The sequence below is a fragment of the Vogesella sp. genome, assembly GCF_046297735.1.
In the GTDB taxonomy this organism is placed as follows: Bacteria; Pseudomonadota; Gammaproteobacteria; order Burkholderiales; family Chromobacteriaceae; genus Vogesella; species Vogesella urethralis.
In genome coordinates this window covers 206,181-225,592 of sequence record NZ_JBKBHK010000001.1, presented here as the reverse complement: position 1 = coordinate 225,592, position 19,412 = coordinate 206,181, and the positions used below count along the sequence as shown (strand labels likewise).

Below are 19,412 nucleotides of genomic sequence, written 5' to 3'. Positions count from 1 at the left end.
TGGCCGCCATTATAGAAGCGGTAATAAAAAACCGCACCCCGTGGGGTGCGGTTTGAACAGATCGATACCGTTTGGCTTACTTGTTCAGACGGCCGGCAATGCGCATGCGCAGTGCGTTCAGCTTGATGAAGCCGCCAGCGTCGGCTTGGTTGTAGGCGCCGCCGTCGTCGTCGAAGGTAGCGATGTTCATGTCGAACAGCGAGTTGGTTTTGGAGTCGCGGCTCACCACGATCACATTGCCCTTGTACAGCTTCAGGCGTACCCAGCCGTTAACGGTTTGCTGGGTGTAGTCGATCAGGGTTTGCAGCGCCTTGCGCTCCGGCGCCCACCAGTAGCCGTTGTAAATCAGGCTGGCGTAACGCGGCATCAGGTCGTCCTTCAGGTGGGCCACTTCGCGGTCCAGCGTGATGGACTCGATGGCACGGTGCGCCTTCAGGATGATGGTACCGCCCGGGGTTTCGTAGCAACCACGCGACTTCATGCCCACGTAGCGGTTTTCCACCAGGTCCAGACGGCCGATGCCGTGCTTGCCGCCCAGCTCGTTCAGCTTGGCCAGCACTTCGTGGGCCGCCAGGCGTACACCGTTCAGCGCCACGATGTCGCCTTTTTCGAACTCTACGTCCAGGTATTCCGGCGCATCCGGCGCGGCTTCCGGCGATACGGTCCAGCGCCACATGGCTTCTTCCGCCTCGGCGGACGGGTTTTCCAGGTGACGGCCTTCAAAGGAGATGTGCAGCAGGTTGGCGTCCATCGAGTACGGCGCGCCACCGTTCTTGTGCTTCATGTCCACCGGAATGCCGTTTTTCTCGGCGTAGGCCAGCAGCTTCTCGCGGGACAGCAGGTCCCACTCGCGCCATGGGGCGATCACTTTCACGTCCGGCTTCAGGCCGTAGTAGCCCAGCTCGAAACGCACCTGGTCGTTACCCTTGCCGGTCGCACCGTGCGATACCGCGTCGGCACCGGTCAGGTTGGCGATCTCGATCTGGCGCTTGGCGATCAGCGGGCGGGCAATGGAGGTACCCAGCAGGTACTCGCCTTCGTAAATGGTGTTGGCGCGGAACATCGGGAACACGAAGTCACGCACGAACTCTTCGCGCAGGTCGTCGATGAAAATGTTTTCCGGCTTGATGCCGAACTGCAGCGCCTTCTGGCGAGCCGGCTCCAGCTCTTCGCCTTGCCCCAGGTCGGCGGTGAAGGTCACCACTTCACACTGATAGGTGTCTTGCAACCACTTCAGGATCACCGAAGTATCCAGGCCACCGGAATAGGCCAGTACCACTTTATTGATGTCTGCCATCGTCTTCTCTCTCAGTCTACAAGCCGGGTCAGTCGTGTACACGACCCAGCATCAGGTATTCAATCAGGGCTTTCTGGGCGTGCATGCGGTTTTCCGCTTCGTCCCATACCACGCTTTGCGGGCCGTCGATCACTTCGGCCGCCACTTCTTCGCCGCGGTGTGCCGGCAGGCAGTGCATGAACAGCGCATCCGGCTTGGCCAGCTTCATCAGGTCTTCGCTGACCATGTAACCGGCAAACGCATCGCGCCGCGCTTCGGCCTCGCCTTCAAAGCCCATGCTGGTAAACACGTCGGTGGTCACCAGATCGGCGCCGGCCACGGCGGACGCCGGGTTGTGGAAGGCTTCGAAACAGTCACTATCATAATGCTGGCCGTCCAGCACCTGCAGCTCGTACCCCACCGGCGTGGCCACCTTGAGCTTGAAGCCCAGCAGCTTGGCGGCCTGCAGCCAGGTACGCGCCATATTGTTGCCGTCGCCGATCCAGGCCACCGTCTTGCCGGCAATGCTGCCACGGTGCTCTATATAGGTCAGGATATCGGCCAGGATCTGGCACGGGTGGTATTCGTTGGTCAGACCGTTGATCACCGGCACGCGGGAGTACGCAGCCAACCTTTCCACCATGCTCTGCTCGAAAGTGCGGATCATGATGATGTCGACCATGCGCGACAGCACGCGGGCGGTGTCTTCCACCGGCTCGCCACGGCCGATCTGCGAGCTCTTGCCGTCCAGGAACATGGCGTGGCCGCCCAGCTGCGACATGCCGGCCTCGAACGATACGCGGGTACGCGTGGAGTTCTTTTCGAAAATCATCGACATGACGCGGCCAACCAGCGGTTGGTACAACTCGCCGGACACTTGTCGTCGCTTCAGTACCTGGGCGCGCTCGAAGATGTGTTGGTACTCCGCGGCGGAAAGGTCTGTGAACTGGAGAAAGTGTTTGGGCTGCTTCATATCGGGTTCCGGAAAAAATTAATGCCACGGCGCTGTGAAAACAAGGCGTTTTCATGCGCGGCGGCACATTACTACACGCAAACCATCTGTCATCGGGTTGATCAACGCAATTTTTGCCATGATGAAATCATGATTTACAAAATTGCGACATGGTTATATGTATACGAAATCCACACTGGTGACAAGCCCGCGCCAGCTGGCGCAAGGCGGCAAGGCGCCAGAAAAAAGCCGGAATGCTGCAAGATCAATCACTTGCAGCATTCCGGCGATTTGTTACCAGTTTCAACCTGGGGCATGACTGTTTAATAAAACATCATGCCCTGTCAGAACGGTCAGTTGAACCAGCTGCGACTGGGCAGTTCGGCCAGTTCGTCGTCGCGCAGCACGCGCACGCAGTAGTCGCCGCCACTCTCGTCCAGGCCGTGCATTTCGATGGATTTCTGCGTTTTCAGCAGCCGCGCCATATAGGCCACGATATTGGCCTCGATCACCTGCCCCGGCACCAGCACCGGAATGCCCGGCGGGTACGGCACCACCTGGTCGCAGCAAACGCGGCCGTTCAGCGCCGGGTTGGGCAGCCCGTCGTCGTCCAGCAGCGGCAGGCGCTCGCCGGCCTCGTAAAACGCGTCGCGCGGCAGGCAGGCCAGCCGCGAAAACCCCGGAATCTCCGGCATGCGGCCCGCCGCACGCGGCGGGCGCTGCTCTTTAGCCAATCGCAGCAGTGCGTCGAACAGCCGTGACATCTTGCTACGCGTGGTGCCCACCGTCAGCAACAGGGTGATGGTGTTGAAGGTGGACTTTTCGATCTGGATATTGAAGCGCTCGAACAGCGCACGCTGCAGCTCGTCGGCCGAGTAGCCGCTTTGCGAAATGTCTACCGTCAGCTTGGTGGGGTCCAGCCGCACGCCATCCTCGCGCACCGCCTCGGGCAGCAGGTCGTCCAGCTCCAGCACGCGGAAGGCGCCGGTGGAGTTAATCTTCTGCCGCAGCTCTTGCGCCAGCTTCAGTGCGCGGTCCAGCAGCCGGAAGCCCTCGGTCACCGCTTGCTTGCGCGCCACGTCCAGGCTGGCGATCAGGTTGTACTGTGGGCTGGTGGAGGTGTGCATGTTGAAGTTTTCGCGGAACAGGTGCTCGTCAAAGCCGGGGTCGTTGACGTGAATCATGCTCGCCTGCGAGAACGCCGACAGGATCTTGTGTGTGCTCTGGGTAACGTAATCGGCACCCGACTCCAGCGCCGTCGGCCGGAACGCATGGTGGAACCGGGCGTGGCCGTACCAGGCCTCGTCCACGATCACCTTGATACCAGCCGCGTGCGCGGCTTCGATGATGGGCTTGAGGTCGTAACGCAGGCCGTCGTAGGTGCAACTGGTCAAAATCAGCACGCGGGCGTCGGGGTTGGCCGCAATGGCGTCGAAGATCACCTGCTTGGGCACCGGGCCGAAAATGCCGTACTGGCGGTTGACCGAGGAGTCCAGATACACCGGGCGCGCGCCGGACAAAATCACGCCATGGTGGACCGACTTGTGGCAGTTGCGGTCCAGCAGCAGCTTGTCGCCGGGGGCCAGCAGCGTCTGGAAGATCACCTTGTTGGAGGTGGAGGTGCCATTGGTAGCGAAGTAGGTTTTGCGCGCGCCAAACGCCTTGGCGGCCAGGGTTTGCGCCTCGGCAATGACGCCGGTGGGGTGCAGCAGCGAATCGAGCATTGGCACCGACACCGACAGGTCGGCGCGCAGCATCTCTTCGCCGACAAAGTCGTAAAAGTCGCCCACCCACGGGCTGCCTTTCAGCGAGTCGCCACCGGCATGGCCCGGCGTGTGCCACGAATCCTTGGCCATGCGCACGTATTGCTTGAGCTTGTCGTAGAACGGCGTGGCCGCCTTCTCGCCCATCTCGGCAGCCAGAATGCGGAACCAGCCGTTGAAATCGCGCTCGTCGCGGTAGAAGTAACCGTCAATCGCGTGGCTGGCCAGCTCTTCCATCAGCACTTTCTCGTCGTCATCCTGCAGCAGGATGTACAGCGACAGCTCGGGGCGCAGCTGGTTGATCTGGTTGGCCAGTTGTACCGCCGGCTGGGTGGCGCCCTTCTCTTTCAGGCCCTTGTCGATCAGCACGATCTGGATCTCGCCATCGCAGCCGACGCGCTCCAGCGCCTCGCTGCTGCGGCCAACCCCCTGGAACACCAGGCCGAACGGGTTGGCCATCTTGCCCGTTACTGCCTCCAGCGCCGCCAGTACATCGCTGCGCCAGGCGGCGTCATCACTCACCACCAACACTCTGCTCACCGGATTCATCGGTGCTCTCCTCTTGATACTGCGTTTTTTATGCTGTCTGTCGTGCTGTTATGGCCGTCGCTGCGGCGTTGTTTGGCGCTATCGTAAGCACAGCCGCACCATGCTGTCATGCTGCAGTCGCAAAACAGCGTAGCCGATGTCGCCTTGCCAGCAGCCACCGCCCCAATCCGTTACAATGCCGCCCATGCTGACCGACATCGAAAAGAACCTGCTGCGCGACCATTACCGCGCCATTTCCGACAACCTGCCCGGCTTCCGTCCGCGCGCGGCGCAGCGCCGCATGCTGGCCGAAATCGCCAACGCCTTCGGCCGCTGCACCATGCCGCCCACGGATAACGAGCAGGAGCCGGAAGACAATAGCGGGGACAGCATCGTGGTGGTGGAAGGCCCCACCGGTGTCGGCAAGAGCCTGGCCTACCTGCTGGCCGGCGGCGTGATGGCCAAGTCGCGCGGCAAGAAACTGGTGGTCACCAGCGCCACCATCGCGCTGCAGGAACAGCTGGTCAACCGCGACCTGCCGTTCATGATCGACAAGAGCGGCCTGGCAGTGACCTTTGCGCTGGCCAAGGGCCGCGGCCGTTACCTGTGCCCGTACCGCCTGTACCAATTGACAGCCGACACCGCCCAGGGCGAGCTGCTGGCAATGGACCCGAGCATGGCCCTGTGGGAGCGCAAGCCGGAGCAGGCCGAGATCGACGCCCTGCGCCAGCTGGCCGACGCCTTCCATTACCGCCGCTGGAACGGCGACCGCGACAGCTGGCCGGAAAACATCCAGGACGAGCTGTGGCGCCGCGTCACCAACGACCGCCACGGCTGCCTAAAAGCCGGCTGCCCCAACCGCGCCGAATGCCCGTTCTACCTGGCGCGCGACATGCTGGAAAACGTGGACGTGGTGGTGGCCAACCATGACTTGCTGCTGGCCGACGTATCGATGGGCGGCGGTGTAATTTTGCCGGCACCGGAACAAAGCCTGTACTGCATCGATGAAGCGCACCACCTGGCCAAGAAGGCGGTCAACCAGTTTGCTGCCGAACACAGCCTGGCGCAGGCCATGGCCTGGCTGGACAAGGTGCCGGCGCTGGCCACTCGCGTGCAAACGCTGATCGACAAGCCCGAGCTGTGCGCCAACGCGATGGACGCCGCCGGCGCCTGCATGGAAAGCCTCACCGAATGGCTGTGGCTGCTGCAAGGCCAGACCGAGCTGGAAGCCAATAGCGACAACCTGGAACCCAGCTGGCTGATCGAAGACGGCATCCTGCCCGAGCACATGAAGATTCCGGCGGCCAACATGGCACTGTCGGCACGGGCGCTGTACAAGAACCTTACCGGCATCAGCGATGCCATCGGCGCGCTGCGCAAGGACAAACAACAGGACGCCGTGCTGCTGGACAAGTTGGCCGCCGACACCGGCTTCTTCGTCAGCAAAGTCGAACCGATGGTGGCGCTGTGGGACCTGTACGAACGCGAGCCGGACGAAAACGCGCCGCCGATCGCCAAATGGGTCACCCGTCGCGCCGATGGCAAGGGCGACTACATTTTCTCGGCCTCGCCGGTTACCGCTGCCGGCAGCCTGGCGGCCAACCTGTGGCGGCGCGCCTCCGGCGCCCTGCTCACCTCCGCCACGCTACGCTCGCTGGGCAATTTCGACCTGCTGCTGTCGCAGACCGGCCTGAAATGGCTGCCCGACGTACAGTGCGTGGCACTGGAGTCGCCGTTCAACTTTACCGAACAGGGCGAGCTGTACCTGCCGCCGCTGCACGCCACGCCCAAAGACCCGGCTGCGCACACCCGCGAGATCATCGACTGGCTGCCCAAGCTGATCGACCTGTCCCAACCGCTGGGCACGCTGGTGCTATTTACCTCGCGCAAACAGATGCAGGAAGTGGCGGAAGGCATTCCGGCCGAGCTGCGCCAGTATGTACAGATGCAGGGCGAGCTGCCCAAGGCGGTTCTGCTGGAAAACCACTACGCAGCACTGAAAGCCGACCGCCCCAGCGTGCTGTTCGGACTGGACTCGTTCTCGGAAGGGCTGGACCTGCCGGGCGAAGCCTGCGTGCATGTGATCATCGCCAAGCTGCCGTTTGCCATGCCGGACGACCCGGTTGGCCGCACGCTATCGCGCTGGATCGAAAAGCGCGGCGGCAACCCGTTCATCGAGCTGACCGTACCGGAAGCGTCGATCAAGCTGGTACAGGCGGTAGGCCGCCTGATCCGCACCGAAAGCGACTATGGTCGTGTCACCATCCTGGACAACCGCATCGTGCGCCAACAGTACGGCAAACGCCTGCTGGCATCGCTGCCAGCTTTCCGTCGGCTCTGACATTAGGGAAAACCGTGGCGCAACAAGCTGCCTAAAACGTGAAGTGAAATCGATTTTAGGCTAGAATTAGGGTCAACCCGAATGACCTGCCAGGCAATACCATGCCCTTTTCAATAAAGCAGGCTACGGGCTGAGACCACACCCACAAGAACAAGCGCCCGGTTAAAGCCATGATCTGCAACCCGTACGAAATCGTTATCCAAGGCCTGACTTCCGAAGGCCGTACCTTCCGCCCCAGCGACTGGGCCGAGCGCCTGGCCGGCATCCTGGCTTCTTTCGGCGACGACCAGAAACTGGCCTACCACCAGTTTGTGCGCCCGATGATGCTGGACAACGTCCGCTGCGTCGCCGTGGACAAAAAGCTGGAAAAAATCCAGCCTGCCGTCTACCGCTTCCTGATGGACTTCGCCAAAGACAACGATCTGCGTATCGTGGACTGCCGCACGCTGATCGACGAAGTCTACCCCAATCAGTTTCTGGCCTGAGCCTGTTTCCCTGCCTAGCGTGGCCCTGCCAGTTCCACATTCACGAGCAGCATGCGGTGCCGGGAAGGCCCGGTATTTGCTACCATATACGCCTAATCCATTAAGCGACTGAAGCATGGCCATCGTTATCAAGAATCAGCAAGACATCGAAAAAATGCGTATCGCCGGCCGTCTGGCGGCCGAGGTACTGGACTACATCACGCCGTTCGTCAAACCGGGCGTTACCACCGAAGAGCTGAACCGCCTGTGCCACGACTATATGGTCAACGTGCAAGGCACCCTCCCTGCCCCGCTGAACTACGCCCCCGACGGCGGTACGCCGTACCCGAAATCGATCTGCACCTCGGTCAATCACGTGATCTGCCACGGCATTCCCGATGACAAGCCGCTGAAAAAAGGCGACATCGTCAACCTGGACATCACCGTGATCAAGGACGGTTACCACGGCGATAACAGCCGCATGTACTACGTGGGCGAGGTGAGCGAGTTTGCCCGCCGCCTGTGCAAGGTAACCTACGAGTGCATGTGGAAAGGCATCGAGAAGGTGAAGCCGGGCGCGCGCCTGGGCGACATCGGCCACGCCATCCAGCGCCACGCCGAAGCCGCCGGCTACAGCGTGGTGCAGGAGTTCTGCGGCCATGGCATCGGCACCAAGTTTCACGAAGAACCGCAGGTTCTGCATTACGGCCAACCCGGCACCGGCCTGGAGCTGAAGGAAGGCATGATCTTCACCATCGAGCCGATGATCAACCAAGGCAAACGCCACCTGCGCCTGCTTGCCGACGGCTGGACCGTAGTCACCAAAGACCGCAGCCTGTCTGCACAGTGGGAACACACCATCCTGGTAACCGCCGACGGCTACGAAATCCTCACCACCTCGGAGGGCACCCCGCCCAAGCCAGTGTGGAAGAAATAAACAAGTAGTGCGTTAACACAAGCCCCGCCCGAGCGGGGCTTTTTGCTAGTAGCAAAACGATAGCGCTACTTCCGGCAGGGGTGACAGGCGGCGATACAAGGCCGCCGTCCTCGACGAGCATTCCGATGCCACCGACGCCGATGATGCGCACGCCATACCAACTCAGCGCCACACCACTACCGTCGCGGCCAACGACTTCAGCAGCGGGGAAGGCGCCAAGCAGCTAACGGCGTTGCCGCGATGGGTGGTCAGCCGGCTGCCATAGACCTGTCTGCGGTGAGCGCTTCCGTGGTAAGGTATTGGTGCTCAAAATTTCAGGACGGCGCGATTGTAGCTTGCCAATCCCCGCCAGCCCAGCAGCCATGAAACGGGCAGCAAAGCGGGTATCAGCATGGCAAATAACAAGCAAAGCCCTTTTAAGTAAAAGGTTTAAAGCAACTATGCTACTGATGATCGACAACTACGACTCCTTTACCTACAACCTGGTGCAGTACTTTGGCGAGCTGGGGCAGGAGGTAAAGGTGTTCCGTAATGATGAAATCACGCTGCAGGAAATCGAAGCGCTGAATCCGCAGTATCTGGTGTTGTCGCCGGGGCCGTGCACGCCGAACGAGGCGGGTATTTCGGTGCCGGCCATCCATCATTTTGCCGGCAAGCTGCCGATCATGGGCGTGTGCCTGGGGCACCAGAGTATCGGCCAGGCGTTCGGTGGTAAGATTATCCACGCCAAGCAGCTGATGCACGGCAAGGTGTCGCCGGTGTCGCACCATAATGTTGGCATGTTCCGTGACCTGCCTAATCCTGTCACTTGCACGCGCTACCATTCGCTGGTGATCGAGCGCGAAACGCTGCCCGATTGCCTGGAAATCACCGCCTGGACCGAGGATGGCGAGATCATGGGCGTACGCCACAAGACCTTGCCGATCGAGGGCGTACAGTTCCACCCCGAGTCGATCCTGACCGAGCATGGTCACCAGATGCTGCAGAACTTCCTCACCGAATTCGCCTGAGCCGCTTACACCCCCATTGCCGGAGATATTGCATGATCACACCGCAGGCCGCGCTTAACCGCCTGATCGACCAGAACGAACTGTTTCACGATGAAATGCTGGACCTGATGCGCCAGATCATGCGCGGCGAAGTGCCGCCATCGCTGATTGCGGCCATCCTGATCGGCTTGCGCGTCAAAACCGAGAGCGTGCTGGAGATTGCGGCCGCGGCACAGGTGATGCGCGAGTTTGCCACTACCGTCCCAGTACAGCAGCGTACGCATCTTGTGGACACCTGCGGTACCGGCGGCGACAAGAGCCATACCTTCAATATTTCCACGACCGCCGCCTTTGTTAGCGCGGCGGCCGGTGCCCGTGTAGCCAAGCATGGCGGCCGCTCGGTGTCGTCCAGCTCCGGCAGTGCCGACGTGCTGGAGGCGCTGGGCGTCAACTTGGCGCTGGACGCCGCCGGCGTAGCGCGCTGTATCGACCAGATCGGCGTCGGCTTCATGTTCGCCCCCAATCACCACACCGCCATGAAGTATGTGGCGCCGGTGCGCAAGGAGCTGGGCGTTCGCACCATCTTCAATATCCTGGGCCCGCTGACCAACCCGGCCGGCGCACCCAACCAGGTAATGGGCGTGTTCCACCCCGACCTGGTAGGCATCCAGGCGCGGGTGCTGCGCCAGCTGGGCAGCGAGCACGTGATGATCGTGCACGGTAGCGACGGCCTGGATGAAATCACGCTGTCCGGCGCTACCCATGTGGCGGAGCTGAAAGATGGCGTCATTCTGGATTACACGCTGAGCCCGGCTGATTTCGGCCTGGCACAAGCGCCGTTGTCGGCCATCCGTGCCGAGAGCGCCGAGGCTTCCCGACAGTTCCTGCTGGACGTGCTGGCCGGCAAGCCCGGCCCGGCACGCGATATCGTGCTGCTGAATGCTGGTGCGGCCATCTACACCGCCGGTGTGGCAGCAACGCTGGCCGACGGCGTGCTAGCCGCGGCTGCCGCCATCGACAGCGGCGCTGCGCGAGCCAAGCTCGACGCGCTGGTACAGCTGAGTCACAATATCGGCTGATGCCATTTGCAATGCACTACAGTTTTCAATAAACAAACAGATAAGCACTAGCCCATGACTATCGCTCAATCCATTTTCAAAGCCTACGACATCCGTGGTGTCGTCGGTGACACCCTCACTGCGGATGGTGCCTACCTGATCGGCCGCGCCATCGGCAGCGAAGCACGCCTGCGCAAGGTGTCGGCCATCTGCATCGGTCGCGATGGCCGCTTGTCCGGCCCGGAGCTTTCTGGCCGTCTGGCTGACGGTATTCGCGCTGCCGGTGTTGACGTAATCGACGTTGGCCGCGTCGCCACCCCGATGCTGTACTTTGCCGCTTACCAGCTGGAAACCTTCTCCGGCGTGATGGTGACCGGCAGCCACAACCCGCCCGACTACAACGGCTTCAAGATGATGCTGGACGGCGAGACGCTGGCTGGTGACTGGATCCAGACCCTGTATCAGCGCATCATCAACAACGACTTCGCCAGCGGTGAAGGCAGCTACCGCACCCACGACATTGCCGACGCCTACCACCAGCGCGTGGTCAGCGACGTGAAGCTGGCGCGGCCGATGAAGGTGATTGTCGATTGCGGCAACGGCGTGCCGGGCGACTTTGCGCCGCGCCTGTTCAAGGCGCTGGGTTGCGAAGTACAAGAGCTGTTCTGCGAGGTGGACGGCCATTTCCCCAACCACCATCCGGACCCGGCCAAACCGGAAAACCTGCAAGACGTCATCCGCGCACTGCAAGACACCGACGCCGAAATCGGCCTGGCTTTCGATGGCGACGGCGACCGCCTGGGTGTGGTCACCAAAGACGGCAACATCATCTGGCCGGACCGCCAGATGATGCTGTTTGCCGAAGACGTGCTCAGCCGCCAACCGGGTGCGCGCATCATTTACGACGTGAAGTGTACCCGCCTGCTGGCGCCGGCGATCAAGGCTGCCGGCGGTTTGCCGATGATCAACCGCACCGGCCACAGCTTCATGAAGGCGGCGCTGAAAGCGCACCCGGATGCGGCGCTGGCCGGCGAGATGTCAGGCCACATCTTCTTCAAGGAACGCTGGTACGGCTTTGACGACGGCTTGTACACCGGCGCCCGCCTGCTGGAAATCCTGTCCAAGGTGGCCGACCCGTCGGCCGTGCTGAACGCGCTGCCGAATGCCGTTTCCACGCCGGAACTGAACCTGAAGACGGCCGAAGGCGAAAACCACGCGCTGATCGCCCGCCTGCAGCAAACTGCCCAGTTTGACGGCGCCGAAGACATCATCACCATCGATGGTTTGCGCGTAGAGTACGCCGACGGTTTCGGCCTGATGCGCGCGTCCAATACCACGCCGGTGGTGGTGCTGCGTTTCGAAGCCGATAACGAAGCCGCGCTGCAACGCATCCAGAACGATTTCCGCCGTGTACTGGCGCAGGAAACCAGCGCAACGCTGCCGTTCTAGGCGATAATGGCGCCCGAGCCAGCCCTGCCGCTTGCCGGCAGGGCACCATGACGTACCAAAGGTTGGCCGCGGCCAACCTTTTGCATTTGCCGGCGCTTGCGCCGCACAGAAAGGACCCCCGATGTACGAAGAAGCCGCCAGTGCCTTCCAGACCGTGCGCGACCTGATGCGCTTTGCCGTGTCACGCTTCAACGAAGCCGAGCTTACCTACGGCCACGGCACCCAGAACGCCTACGACGAGGCGGCCTATTTGATCCTGTCGGCACTGAACCTGCCGATCCAGCAGCTGGAGCCGTATCTGGACGCGCGCTTGCTGCCGGGCGAAGTGGCCGACGTGCTGGCGCTGATCCGTCGTCGTGCCGAAGAGCGCGTGCCGGTGGCGTACCTGACCAACGAGGCGTGGCAGGGCGAGTTCAATTTCTACGTGGACGAGCGCGTGCTGGTGCCGCGTAGCTTCATCTACGAGCTGATGGGCGAGCCGCTGGCACCGTGGATTGAGCATCCGGAGCTGGTGCATCGCGCGCTGGACCTGTGCACTGGCTCTGGCTGCCTGGCGATCCAGATGGCGCATCACTACCCGGATGCCGAGATCGACGCGGTAGACATCTCGCTGGACGCGCTGGAAGTGGCCAGCATCAACATCCAGAATTACGGTCTGGAAGACCGCATCCAGCTGATTCACAGCGATCTGGTAGAGGGCCTGGAAGAACCGTACGACCTGATCATCTCCAACCCGCCGTACGTGGACGCCGAATCGGTTGCCGCGCTGCCGGCCGAGTACCTGCACGAGCCCGAGCTGGCGCTGGGCTCGGGCGAAGATGGTCTGGACGCTACCCATGTCATTCTGCAGAATGCGGCCCGCCTGCTGAACCCGCAGGGTGTGCTGTTGGTGGAAATTGGCCACAACCGCGATGTGCTGGAGGCCGCGTACCCCAGCCTGCCGTTCGTGTGGATGGAAACCCAGAGTGGCGACGGCTTTGTGTTCCTGCTGACGCGCGAAGACCTGGTGGCTGCCGGCATGGGCGACCCGATGAACGACGCGGATTTTGCCGATAGCTAAGCCGTAACACCGCGTTGAAGCAGCAAGGGCCTGTCGCTTGGCGACAGGCCCTTGCTGCTTATGCCTCACCCGCCACCGACAGCCAGCAGGCTATCGGTCAGCGGCGGTATCAGAATGCCGGTACCACAGCGCCCTGGTACTTGCTCTCGATGAACTTCTTGGTTTCGGGGCTGGTCAGCGCGGCAGCCAGCTTCTTGATGGCCGGGCTGTTTACGTTGTCCTTGCGGGAAACCAGCAGGTTGGCGTACGGCGAGGTGGTTTCAGCAAACAGGCCGTCTTTTTTCGGGTTCAGCTTGGCTTCCAGCGCGTAGTTGGCGTTGATCAGCGCCAGGTCTACCTGGTTCAGCACACGCGGCAGCGTGGCGGCTTCCAGTTCCTTGATCTTCAGGTCTTTCGGGTTAGCCGCAATGTCTTTCTTGGTCGGGTACAGGTTCTTGCGGTCTTTCAGCTTGATCACGCCGCCCTGATCCAGCAGCAGCAGCGCGCGGCCGGCGTTGGTCGGGTCATTCGGGATCGCCACGGTGGCGCCCTTCGGCAGCTCGGCTACCTTCTTGAACTTGGCCGAGTAGGCTGCGAACGGCTCGATGTGCACCGGCTTGCTGGCCACTACCAGGGTAGTACCGCGGTCTTTGTTGAATTTGTCCAGGTACGGGATGTGCTGGAAGAAGTTGGCGTCCAGCTGCTTTTCTTGTACCTGGGTGTTCGGCAGCACGTAGTCGTTGAACACCTTCACTTCCAGATCCACGCCTTGCTTCGCCAACGTCGGTTTCAGCGCTTCCAGGATCTCGGCGTGCGGCACCGGCGATGCGGCAACAACCAGTTTCACGTTTTGGGCCTGGGCGGCAAAGGCGATGGTGGCGAGGCTGACGGCAGCGGCCAGTTTGCTGATGCGGGTCATGGTTTTTCCTTTTTGAGAGAAAGTCTTCCCCCTGCCCGGCCGGATCGGCACAGGCATGCGGGGCACAGCATGATGAACGGCGTTAAAGCAGGCGGTATGGCCTTAGTCGAAGCGACAGCGGCGTACCAGGCTGTCACCGGCAGACTGCAGGCCTTGCACTAGCGCCAGCAGCAGTACCACAGTGACGATCATGATTTCAGTCTGGAAGCGCTGATAGCCGTAGCGGATGGCCAGGTCACCCAGGCCGCCACCACCGATCACGCCAGACATGGCGGTGTAGCCCACCAGCGCCACCGCGGTGACGGTGGCCGCACCGATCAGGCCCGGCAGCGATTCCGGCAGCAGCACCTTGAACACGATGTGCGGCAAGCGCGCACCCATGGACTGGCTGGCTTCGATCACGCCACGGTCCACTTCGCGCAGCACGTTTTCTACCAGACGGGCAAAGAACGGTACCGCGCCCACCACCAGCGGCACGATGGCGCCAGCCACGCCGATGGATGTCCCCACCAGCAGCAGCGTCAACGGCATCAGCACGATCAGCAGGATGACAAACGGCAGCGAACGCAGCACATTCACCAAGAAAGACAGCACCGCGTACAGGCGCGGACGAGCACGCAGCTGGCCCGGCGCCGAGATAAACAGCAACACGCCGAGCGGCAAGCCGGCCAGCACGGTAAACAGCATCGACACACCGAGCATGGTGAGGGTATCCAGCGTGGCCTGCCCGATTTCGACCCAATCGACTTCCAGTAGCAGGTTCCAGTCAAAATCCAGCATTTACAGCACCTCGCAACGCACGCCCTCGCGGGCAAAGATGGCCGGCAGTGCCGACACGTCCACATCCGACGCCACCACGCCGGCCAGCAGCTGGCCGAAAGGGGTGTCCTTGATTTCCGACAGCGTGCCGGACAGCAGGTTGACGCGCAGACCGACCTCGCGCCCAACCTTGTCCAGTACCGGCTGCAGCGTCGGCTCGCCGACGAAGGTGAGCTTGATCACCGGGGTGGACACACGCTGGCGCCAGATGCCTTGCAGTGCGCCCTGCCCCATGCCGGTTTCCGCCAGCAGGCTTTGCGTTACCGCGTGCTGCGGCGCCAGGAACACGTCCAGCACCTTGCCCTGCTCCACTACGCGGCCGTGATCCAGTACCGCGACGCTGTCGCACAGCTGGCGAATGACGCGCATGTCGTGGGTAATCAGCACGATGGTCAGGCCCAGCTGGCGGTTGATGTCGGCCAGCAGCGCCAGGATGGCGTCGGTAGTTTCCGGGTCCAGCGCACTGGTAGCCTCGTCGCACAGCAACAGGTCGGGGTGATTGGCCAGCGCCCGGGCAATGCCGACGCGCTGCTTCTGGCCGCCGGACAGCTGCGACGGACGCTTGTGTTTGTGATCCTGCAGCCCCACCAGCGCCAGCAGTTCGTCCACGCGGGCGTCCATCTGCGCCGGGCTCAGGCCACCGGCCAGCTCCAGCGGAAAGCGCACGTTGGCCGCCACGGTGCGCGAGCGCAGCAGGTTGAAATGCTGGAATACCATGCCGATGCGCTGGCGGCGTTGTTGCAGTGCGCGCTCGTCCAGGCGGGTGATGTCCTCACCGTGCAGGCTGACGTGGCCGGTATCCGGCCGCTCCAGCAGGTTGAGGCAGCGGATCAGCGTGCTTTTGCCGGCGCCGGAGCGGCCGATGATGCCGTAGATCTCGCCACTGGCAATCTGCAGGCTGACGTTGTCCAGCGCGGCGATGGTTTTGCCGCCGTGCTGGTAGTGTTTGCTGATGCTTTGTACTTCGATCATGCCTTGCCCTGTACCGCTGCAACGTGGCAGCGGCTTGTCGTTTGATATGGAGGGCAAGTCTATAGCTGTCTACTGGATACAAAAAATAATATAAAGTGACATTCATATTCCGCAGGGGAATTTAACAAAGCAGGCTTAGCATTGGCAGGCATGAAGCCGCGCCGCAAACGCCAGCAAAACAAAACCCCCGCAGCCGAAGCTGTCGGGGGTTGGCAAGGTTGGCCGCACGGGCGCGCAGGCTTACCAGCAACGCTTGATCAGGTTACCCAGCTGGATCAGGCGGGCATGGAAGAAATGGCCGGCCTCCGGCAACACGATCACCGGCAGATGCTGCGGGCGCGCCCAGTCCATGACCGCCGACAGTGGAATCACCTCGTCGGCCTCGCCGTGGATCACCAGCGTATCGGCCGGCACCGGCGGCGTGGGGATGGCGTACTTGCCCACCGCCACGCCCATCAGCAGCAGCTTGTCTGACGCGATGCGGGCACGCACCTGCGCCGCCACGAAACCGCCAAACGAAAAACCGGCCAGCGCCAGCGGCAGCTCGCCCTGCTCGGCGCGGGCATGCGCCACCACTGCCAACACGTCGTCCACCTCGCCGGCACCGTAATCGTGCTCGCCCTCGCTGTGGCCAACGCCACGCAGATTGGGCAGGTAGCAGGCATAGCCCAGCTGCGACAGCGACTTGGCGGCGGTCTGGATGACCTTGTTGGTGTTGGTGCCGCCCTGCGTAGGGTTGGGGTGGCAGATCACCGCAATGCCGGTAGCGTCGCCCACCGCCGGAATAAAGATGGTTTCCAGCTTGCCTACCGGCCCCGCGATGTCGAGTTTGTGCGGCTGCTTCAGCATCAGATCTTCAGCCTTTCCACGATGCGGCCGTGCACCATGTGCTCTTCCACGATCTCGTCGATGTCTTCCTTGTCGATGAAGGTGTACCAGGTCTCGTTCGGGTATACCACCAGCACCGGGCCTTCGTCGCAACGGCCCAGACAGCCGGCCTTGTTGACGCGGATCTGGCCGCTGCCGGCCAGGCCGCGCGCCTTGATCTGGTCTTTCATGTACGCCAGCAGCTCGCTGGCGCCGTGGTTGTTACAGCACATCTCGCCTTCGGCGCGCTGGTTGCAGCAGATGAACACGTGTTTGTCGAAGTAGCTCATGCTTGTTCTCGCAGTGGGTGTGCAGCCGGGGTTGGCCGCAAGATGTTATTCGTCGGCGTCCGCCCAGCCGGAAATACCGATGGTGGCGGCGTTATCGAACTTGGCATACTGGCCAATGAAGGCCAGCCGTACGCGGCCGGTGGGGCCGTTACGGTGCTTACCGATAATGGCCTCGGCCTGGTTTTTCAGGTCGATCTCTTCCGGTTTGTAATAGGCTTCGCGGTACATGAAGATGATCAAGTCGGCGTCCTGCTCGATGGCACCCGATTCGCGCAAGTCGGACATCATCGGGCGCTTGTCGGTACGCTGCTCTACCGCCCGCGACAGCTGCGACAGCGCAATCACCGGCACCTGCAGCTCCTTGGCCAGGCCTTTCAGACCGCGCGAAATCTCGCCCAGCTCGGCAGTACGGTTGTCGTTCTTGCCGGAGCCGCTCATCAGCTGCAGGTAGTCGATGACGATCAGGCCCAGCTTGCCGCCGTGCTGGCGCGCCAGACGACGGGCGCGGGCACGCAGCTCCAGCGCGGTCAGCGCCGGGGTTTCGTCGATGTACATCGGTGCTTCGGACAGTTTGCCGATGGCGTAGGTCAGCTTTTGCCAGTCTTCGTCGCCCAGTTTGCCGGTACGCAGCACGTGCTGATCGAGGCGGCCAACCGAACCCAGCATCCGCATCACCAGCTGGGCACCGCCCATCTCCATCGAGAATACCGCTACCGGCAGGCCGGCTTCGATGGCCACGTTTTCGGCAATGTTCATCGAGAAGGCGGTTTTACCCATCGACGGACGGCCGGCCACGATGATGAGGTCACCCGGCTGCAGGCCGGAAGTGCGCGCGTCCAGATCGTGGAAGCCGGTAGGCACACCGGTGACTTCGTCCGGGTTGTCGCGGCTGTACAGCATGTCGATACGCTCGACTACCTCTTTCAGCAGCGCCGGCATCTCCAGAAAGCCCTGCTTGGATTTGGCGGTGGATTCGGCAATCTGGAACACCTTGCCTTCGGCCTCGTCCAGCAGCTGGGCGGCGTCGCGCCCTTGCGGGTTGTAGGCCGACTCGGCGATTTCGGTGCCCACCTGCGCCAGCGCGCGCATCACCGAGCGCTCGCGCACGATCTCGGCGTAGCGGCGGATGTTGGCCGCCGACGGCGTGTTCTGCGCCAGCGAGGCCAGGTAGGCCAGGCCGCCGACGTTGGCCAGCTCGGCATGTTTGTCCAGGCTTTCGGACACCGTCACCACGTCGGCCGGGCGCGCCAGGTCCACCAGCTGCGCGATGTGGCGGAAGATGATGCGGTGGTCGTGACGGTAGAAGTCGCCGTCGGTCAGCAGGTCGGCAACTTTTTCCCAGGCGCTGTTATCCAGCAGCAGGCCGCCCAGCACCGACTGTTCGGCTTCGATGGAGTGTGGCGGGGTACGGATGGCCGCCACGGAGGCGTCGTTGAATTCAAATTCGCTCATAGGTCCTGGCTTGGGCACAAACAACAAAGGTTGGCCGCGGCCAACCCTGTGCGCCGGCGCGAGGCCGGCAGGGAAGAGAATGCGATTCTAGCAGTTTTTACCGGCCACAAAGCCGGAAGACCACGCCCACTGGAAGTTATAGCCGCCCAGCCAGCCGGTGATGTCCACCACCTCGCCGATGAAGTACAGCCCCGGCACGCTGGCCGCTTCCATGGTCTTGGACGACAAGGCCTTGGTCGACACACCGCCACGGGTCACTTCGGCCTTTTTGTAGCCCTGGGTGCCGTTGGGCAATACGCGCCAGTTGTGCAGCGTTTCGGCCAGCTGGCGGCGCTTTTTCGGCGACAGGTCACGGCCACGCAGGTGCGCGCCCTGCCCGTCCAGCCAGGCTTCGGCAAAACGGCGCGGCCAACCCAGCTCGCCCATGGCGTTGGCTAGCAGCTGGTCGCTGCCGGCACGCTCCTCCAGCCACGCCTCGGCGTCGGTATCGGGCAGCAGGTCGATGACAATCTCCTGCCCCGGCTGCCAGTAGCTGGAAATCTGCAGGATGGCCGGGCCGGACAGGCCTTTGTGGGTGAACAACACGTTCTCGCGAAAGCGCACCTTGCCGATGCGTACTTCCACGTCCAGCGACACGCCGGCCAGCGGCGCAAAGCGGGTAGCGTCGTCCACGTGGAAGGTTAGCGGCACCAGCGCCGGGTCGAGCTTGGTCACCGGCAGGCCAAACTGCTCGGCAATACGGTAACCGAGGCCGGTGGCGCCGATTTGCGGAATAGACAGCCCGCCGGTTGCCACCACCAGAGACTGGCAGTGAAAGGTGCCGATGCTGGTATCCACACGGAAGCCGCCGGCGTCGTTGCGGCCAACCTCGGCGATCTGCACCCCCATGCGGCGGTCAACGCCGGCGTCGCGGCACTCGGCGTCCAGCATGTCGATCAGCTGCTGGCTGCTGTCATCGCAGAACAGCTGGCCCAGCTTTTTCTCGTGGTAGGCAATGCCGTGGCGTTCCACCATGGCGATGAAGTGTTGCGGCGTGAACTGCGCCAGCGCAGAACGGCAGAAATTGGGGTTATCCGACACATAGCAGTCATGACGGGCGTGGATATTGGTGAAGTTGCTGCGCCCCCCGCCCGAGATGCGGATTTTTTCCGCCAGCTTGTCGGCGTGATCCAGCAGCAGCACGCTGCGGCCACGCTGGCCGGCGGTGGCAGCACACATCATGCCGGCTGCGCCGGCGCCTAACACGATTACATCAAACTGCACGTGACGAACCTCAAAAAGAATTAGCTTATATAGT

Annotated in this window: 18 protein-coding genes; 8 read left to right on the top strand and 10 right to left on the bottom strand. The window is 62.3% G+C overall.

Features of this window, described 5'->3' with window-relative positions:
* Nucleotides 1–76: 76 nt before the first annotated feature.
* Together ACK4FZ_RS01050 and argF are read right to left on the bottom strand one after the other, a co-directional pair.
* Nucleotides 77–1,297 (bottom strand): argininosuccinate synthase, encoded by a 1,221-nt coding sequence (locus ACK4FZ_RS01050; RefSeq protein ID WP_144372190.1) that lies wholly within the window; start codon nt 1,295–1,297, stop codon nt 77–79.
* A gap of 28 nt (nt 1,298–1,325) precedes the next feature.
* Nucleotides 1,326–2,249: an ornithine carbamoyltransferase gene (gene argF, locus ACK4FZ_RS01045; protein WP_409817895.1), complete on the bottom strand. Its 924-nt coding sequence runs from the start codon at nt 2,247–2,249 to the stop codon at nt 1,326–1,328.
* A 21-nt stretch (nt 2,250–2,270) separates the two neighbouring features.
* On the opposite strand from argF, the gene ACK4FZ_RS01040 reads away from it, so the two are divergent.
* Nucleotides 2,271–2,555, top strand: a complete 285-nt coding sequence (locus ACK4FZ_RS01040; RefSeq protein ID WP_409817894.1) for a hypothetical protein — start codon at nt 2,271–2,273, stop codon at nt 2,553–2,555.
* A 26-nt stretch (nt 2,556–2,581) separates the two neighbouring features.
* On the opposite strand, the gene ACK4FZ_RS01035 is transcribed toward ACK4FZ_RS01040, so the two are convergent.
* Nucleotides 2,582–4,540 carry an aminotransferase class I/II-fold pyridoxal phosphate-dependent enzyme gene (locus ACK4FZ_RS01035; RefSeq protein WP_144372188.1) on the bottom strand — a complete coding sequence of 653 codons (1,959 nt, stop codon included), beginning with the start codon at nt 4,538–4,540 and terminating at the stop codon, nt 2,582–2,584.
* A 184-nt stretch (nt 4,541–4,724) separates the two neighbouring features.
* Between ACK4FZ_RS01035 and dinG the strand changes: the two genes are divergently transcribed.
* The 7 genes from dinG (at nt 4,725) to prmB (ending at nt 12,817) form a co-directional block, all read left to right on the top strand.
* A complete protein-coding gene (gene dinG, locus ACK4FZ_RS01030) occupies nt 4,725–6,860 on the top strand; it encodes an ATP-dependent DNA helicase DinG (protein ID WP_409817893.1) in 2,136 nt (711 codons plus the stop codon).
* A gap of 170 nt (nt 6,861–7,030) precedes the next feature.
* A complete protein-coding gene (locus tag ACK4FZ_RS01025) occupies nt 7,031–7,345 on the top strand; it encodes a DUF3579 domain-containing protein (RefSeq protein ID WP_017509791.1) in 315 nt (104 codons plus the stop codon).
* Nucleotides 7,346–7,460: 115 nt separating this feature from the next.
* Complete coding sequence (gene map, locus ACK4FZ_RS01020; protein ID WP_409817892.1) at nt 7,461–8,261, top strand: type I methionyl aminopeptidase; 801 nt, start codon at nt 7,461–7,463, stop codon at nt 8,259–8,261.
* A gap of 440 nt (nt 8,262–8,701) precedes the next feature.
* Complete coding sequence (pabA, locus tag ACK4FZ_RS01015) at nt 8,702–9,271, top strand: aminodeoxychorismate/anthranilate synthase component II (protein ID WP_409817891.1); 570 nt, start codon at nt 8,702–8,704, stop codon at nt 9,269–9,271.
* A 32-nt stretch (nt 9,272–9,303) separates the two neighbouring features.
* Nucleotides 9,304–10,329, top strand: a complete 1,026-nt coding sequence (gene trpD, locus ACK4FZ_RS01010) for an anthranilate phosphoribosyltransferase (RefSeq protein WP_409817890.1) — start codon at nt 9,304–9,306, stop codon at nt 10,327–10,329.
* Between the two features lie 54 nt (nt 10,330–10,383).
* Nucleotides 10,384–11,757 carry a phosphomannomutase/phosphoglucomutase gene (locus tag ACK4FZ_RS01005; RefSeq protein WP_409817889.1) on the top strand — a complete coding sequence of 458 codons (1,374 nt, stop codon included), beginning with the start codon at nt 10,384–10,386 and terminating at the stop codon, nt 11,755–11,757.
* 121 nt (nt 11,758–11,878) lie between these two features.
* Nucleotides 11,879–12,817, top strand: a complete 939-nt coding sequence (gene prmB, locus ACK4FZ_RS01000) for a 50S ribosomal protein L3 N(5)-glutamine methyltransferase (protein ID WP_409817888.1) — start codon at nt 11,879–11,881, stop codon at nt 12,815–12,817.
* A 109-nt stretch (nt 12,818–12,926) separates the two neighbouring features.
* On the opposite strand, the gene ACK4FZ_RS00995 is transcribed toward prmB, so the two are convergent.
* From ACK4FZ_RS00995 to ACK4FZ_RS00965, 7 genes are all read right to left on the bottom strand, one after another.
* Nucleotides 12,927–13,715: a MetQ/NlpA family ABC transporter substrate-binding protein gene (locus ACK4FZ_RS00995; RefSeq protein WP_409817887.1), complete on the bottom strand. Its 789-nt coding sequence runs from the start codon at nt 13,713–13,715 to the stop codon at nt 12,927–12,929.
* Between the two features lie 102 nt (nt 13,716–13,817).
* Nucleotides 13,818–14,495, bottom strand: a complete 678-nt coding sequence (locus ACK4FZ_RS00990) for a methionine ABC transporter permease (RefSeq protein WP_409817886.1) — start codon at nt 14,493–14,495, stop codon at nt 13,818–13,820.
* Nucleotides 14,496–15,506: a methionine ABC transporter ATP-binding protein gene (locus tag ACK4FZ_RS00985; RefSeq protein ID WP_409817885.1), complete on the bottom strand. Its 1,011-nt coding sequence runs from the start codon at nt 15,504–15,506 to the stop codon at nt 14,496–14,498.
* Between the two features lie 240 nt (nt 15,507–15,746).
* On the bottom strand, nt 15,747–16,355 hold the full coding sequence (locus ACK4FZ_RS00980) for an alpha/beta hydrolase (protein ID WP_409817884.1): 609 nt from the start codon (nt 16,353–16,355) through the stop codon (nt 15,747–15,749).
* Nucleotides 16,355–16,663 (bottom strand): (2Fe-2S) ferredoxin domain-containing protein, encoded by a 309-nt coding sequence (locus ACK4FZ_RS00975; RefSeq protein ID WP_144372176.1) that lies wholly within the window; start codon nt 16,661–16,663, stop codon nt 16,355–16,357. The genes ACK4FZ_RS00980 and ACK4FZ_RS00975 overlap by 1 nt, the downstream gene beginning before the upstream one ends.
* 45 nt (nt 16,664–16,708) lie before the next feature.
* The gene (dnaB, locus tag ACK4FZ_RS00970) at nt 16,709–18,115 is read right to left on the bottom strand and encodes a replicative DNA helicase (RefSeq protein WP_409817883.1); all 1,407 of its coding nucleotides are present in this window, start codon (nt 18,113–18,115) and stop codon (nt 16,709–16,711) included.
* A gap of 87 nt (nt 18,116–18,202) precedes the next feature.
* Entirely contained in the window at nt 18,203–19,378 is a 1,176-nt protein-coding gene (locus ACK4FZ_RS00965) for an NAD(P)/FAD-dependent oxidoreductase (RefSeq protein ID WP_409817882.1), read from the bottom strand.
* Nucleotides 19,379–19,412 lie beyond the last annotated feature (34 nt).

Bases quoted from the DNA above. Each gene is read 5' to 3' on its own strand.
- map (WP_409817892.1), top strand. From the start codon at position 7,461: ATGGCCATCGTTATCAAGAATCAGCAAGACATCGAAAAAATGCGTATC.
- ACK4FZ_RS00980 (WP_409817884.1), bottom strand. From the start codon at position 16,355: ATGCTGAAGCAGCCGCACAAACTCGACATCGCGGGGCCGGTAGGCAAG.
- ACK4FZ_RS00975 (WP_144372176.1), bottom strand. From the start codon at position 16,663: ATGAGCTACTTCGACAAACACGTGTTCATCTGCTGCAACCAGCGCGCC.
- dnaB (WP_409817883.1), bottom strand. From the start codon at position 18,115: ATGAGCGAATTTGAATTCAACGACGCCTCCGTGGCGGCCATCCGTACC.
- ACK4FZ_RS00990 (WP_409817886.1), bottom strand. From the start codon at position 14,495: ATGCTGGATTTTGACTGGAACCTGCTACTGGAAGTCGATTGGGTCGAA.
- ACK4FZ_RS00985 (WP_409817885.1), bottom strand. From the start codon at position 15,506: ATGATCGAAGTACAAAGCATCAGCAAACACTACCAGCACGGCGGCAAA.
- ACK4FZ_RS01005 (WP_409817889.1), top strand. From the start codon at position 10,384: ATGACTATCGCTCAATCCATTTTCAAAGCCTACGACATCCGTGGTGTC.
- ACK4FZ_RS01040 (WP_409817894.1), top strand. From the start codon at position 2,271: ATGCCACGGCGCTGTGAAAACAAGGCGTTTTCATGCGCGGCGGCACAT.
- trpD (WP_409817890.1), top strand. From the start codon at position 9,304: ATGATCACACCGCAGGCCGCGCTTAACCGCCTGATCGACCAGAACGAA.
- pabA (WP_409817891.1), top strand. From the start codon at position 8,702: ATGCTACTGATGATCGACAACTACGACTCCTTTACCTACAACCTGGTG.
- dinG (WP_409817893.1), top strand. From the start codon at position 4,725: ATGCTGACCGACATCGAAAAGAACCTGCTGCGCGACCATTACCGCGCC.
- ACK4FZ_RS01050 (WP_144372190.1), bottom strand. From the start codon at position 1,297: ATGGCAGACATCAATAAAGTGGTACTGGCCTATTCCGGTGGCCTGGAT.
- ACK4FZ_RS01035 (WP_144372188.1), bottom strand. From the start codon at position 4,540: ATGAATCCGGTGAGCAGAGTGTTGGTGGTGAGTGATGACGCCGCCTGG.
- prmB (WP_409817888.1), top strand. From the start codon at position 11,879: ATGTACGAAGAAGCCGCCAGTGCCTTCCAGACCGTGCGCGACCTGATG.
- ACK4FZ_RS01025 (WP_017509791.1), top strand. From the start codon at position 7,031: ATGATCTGCAACCCGTACGAAATCGTTATCCAAGGCCTGACTTCCGAA.
- argF (WP_409817895.1), bottom strand. From the start codon at position 2,249: ATGAAGCAGCCCAAACACTTTCTCCAGTTCACAGACCTTTCCGCCGCG.
- ACK4FZ_RS00995 (WP_409817887.1), bottom strand. From the start codon at position 13,715: ATGACCCGCATCAGCAAACTGGCCGCTGCCGTCAGCCTCGCCACCATC.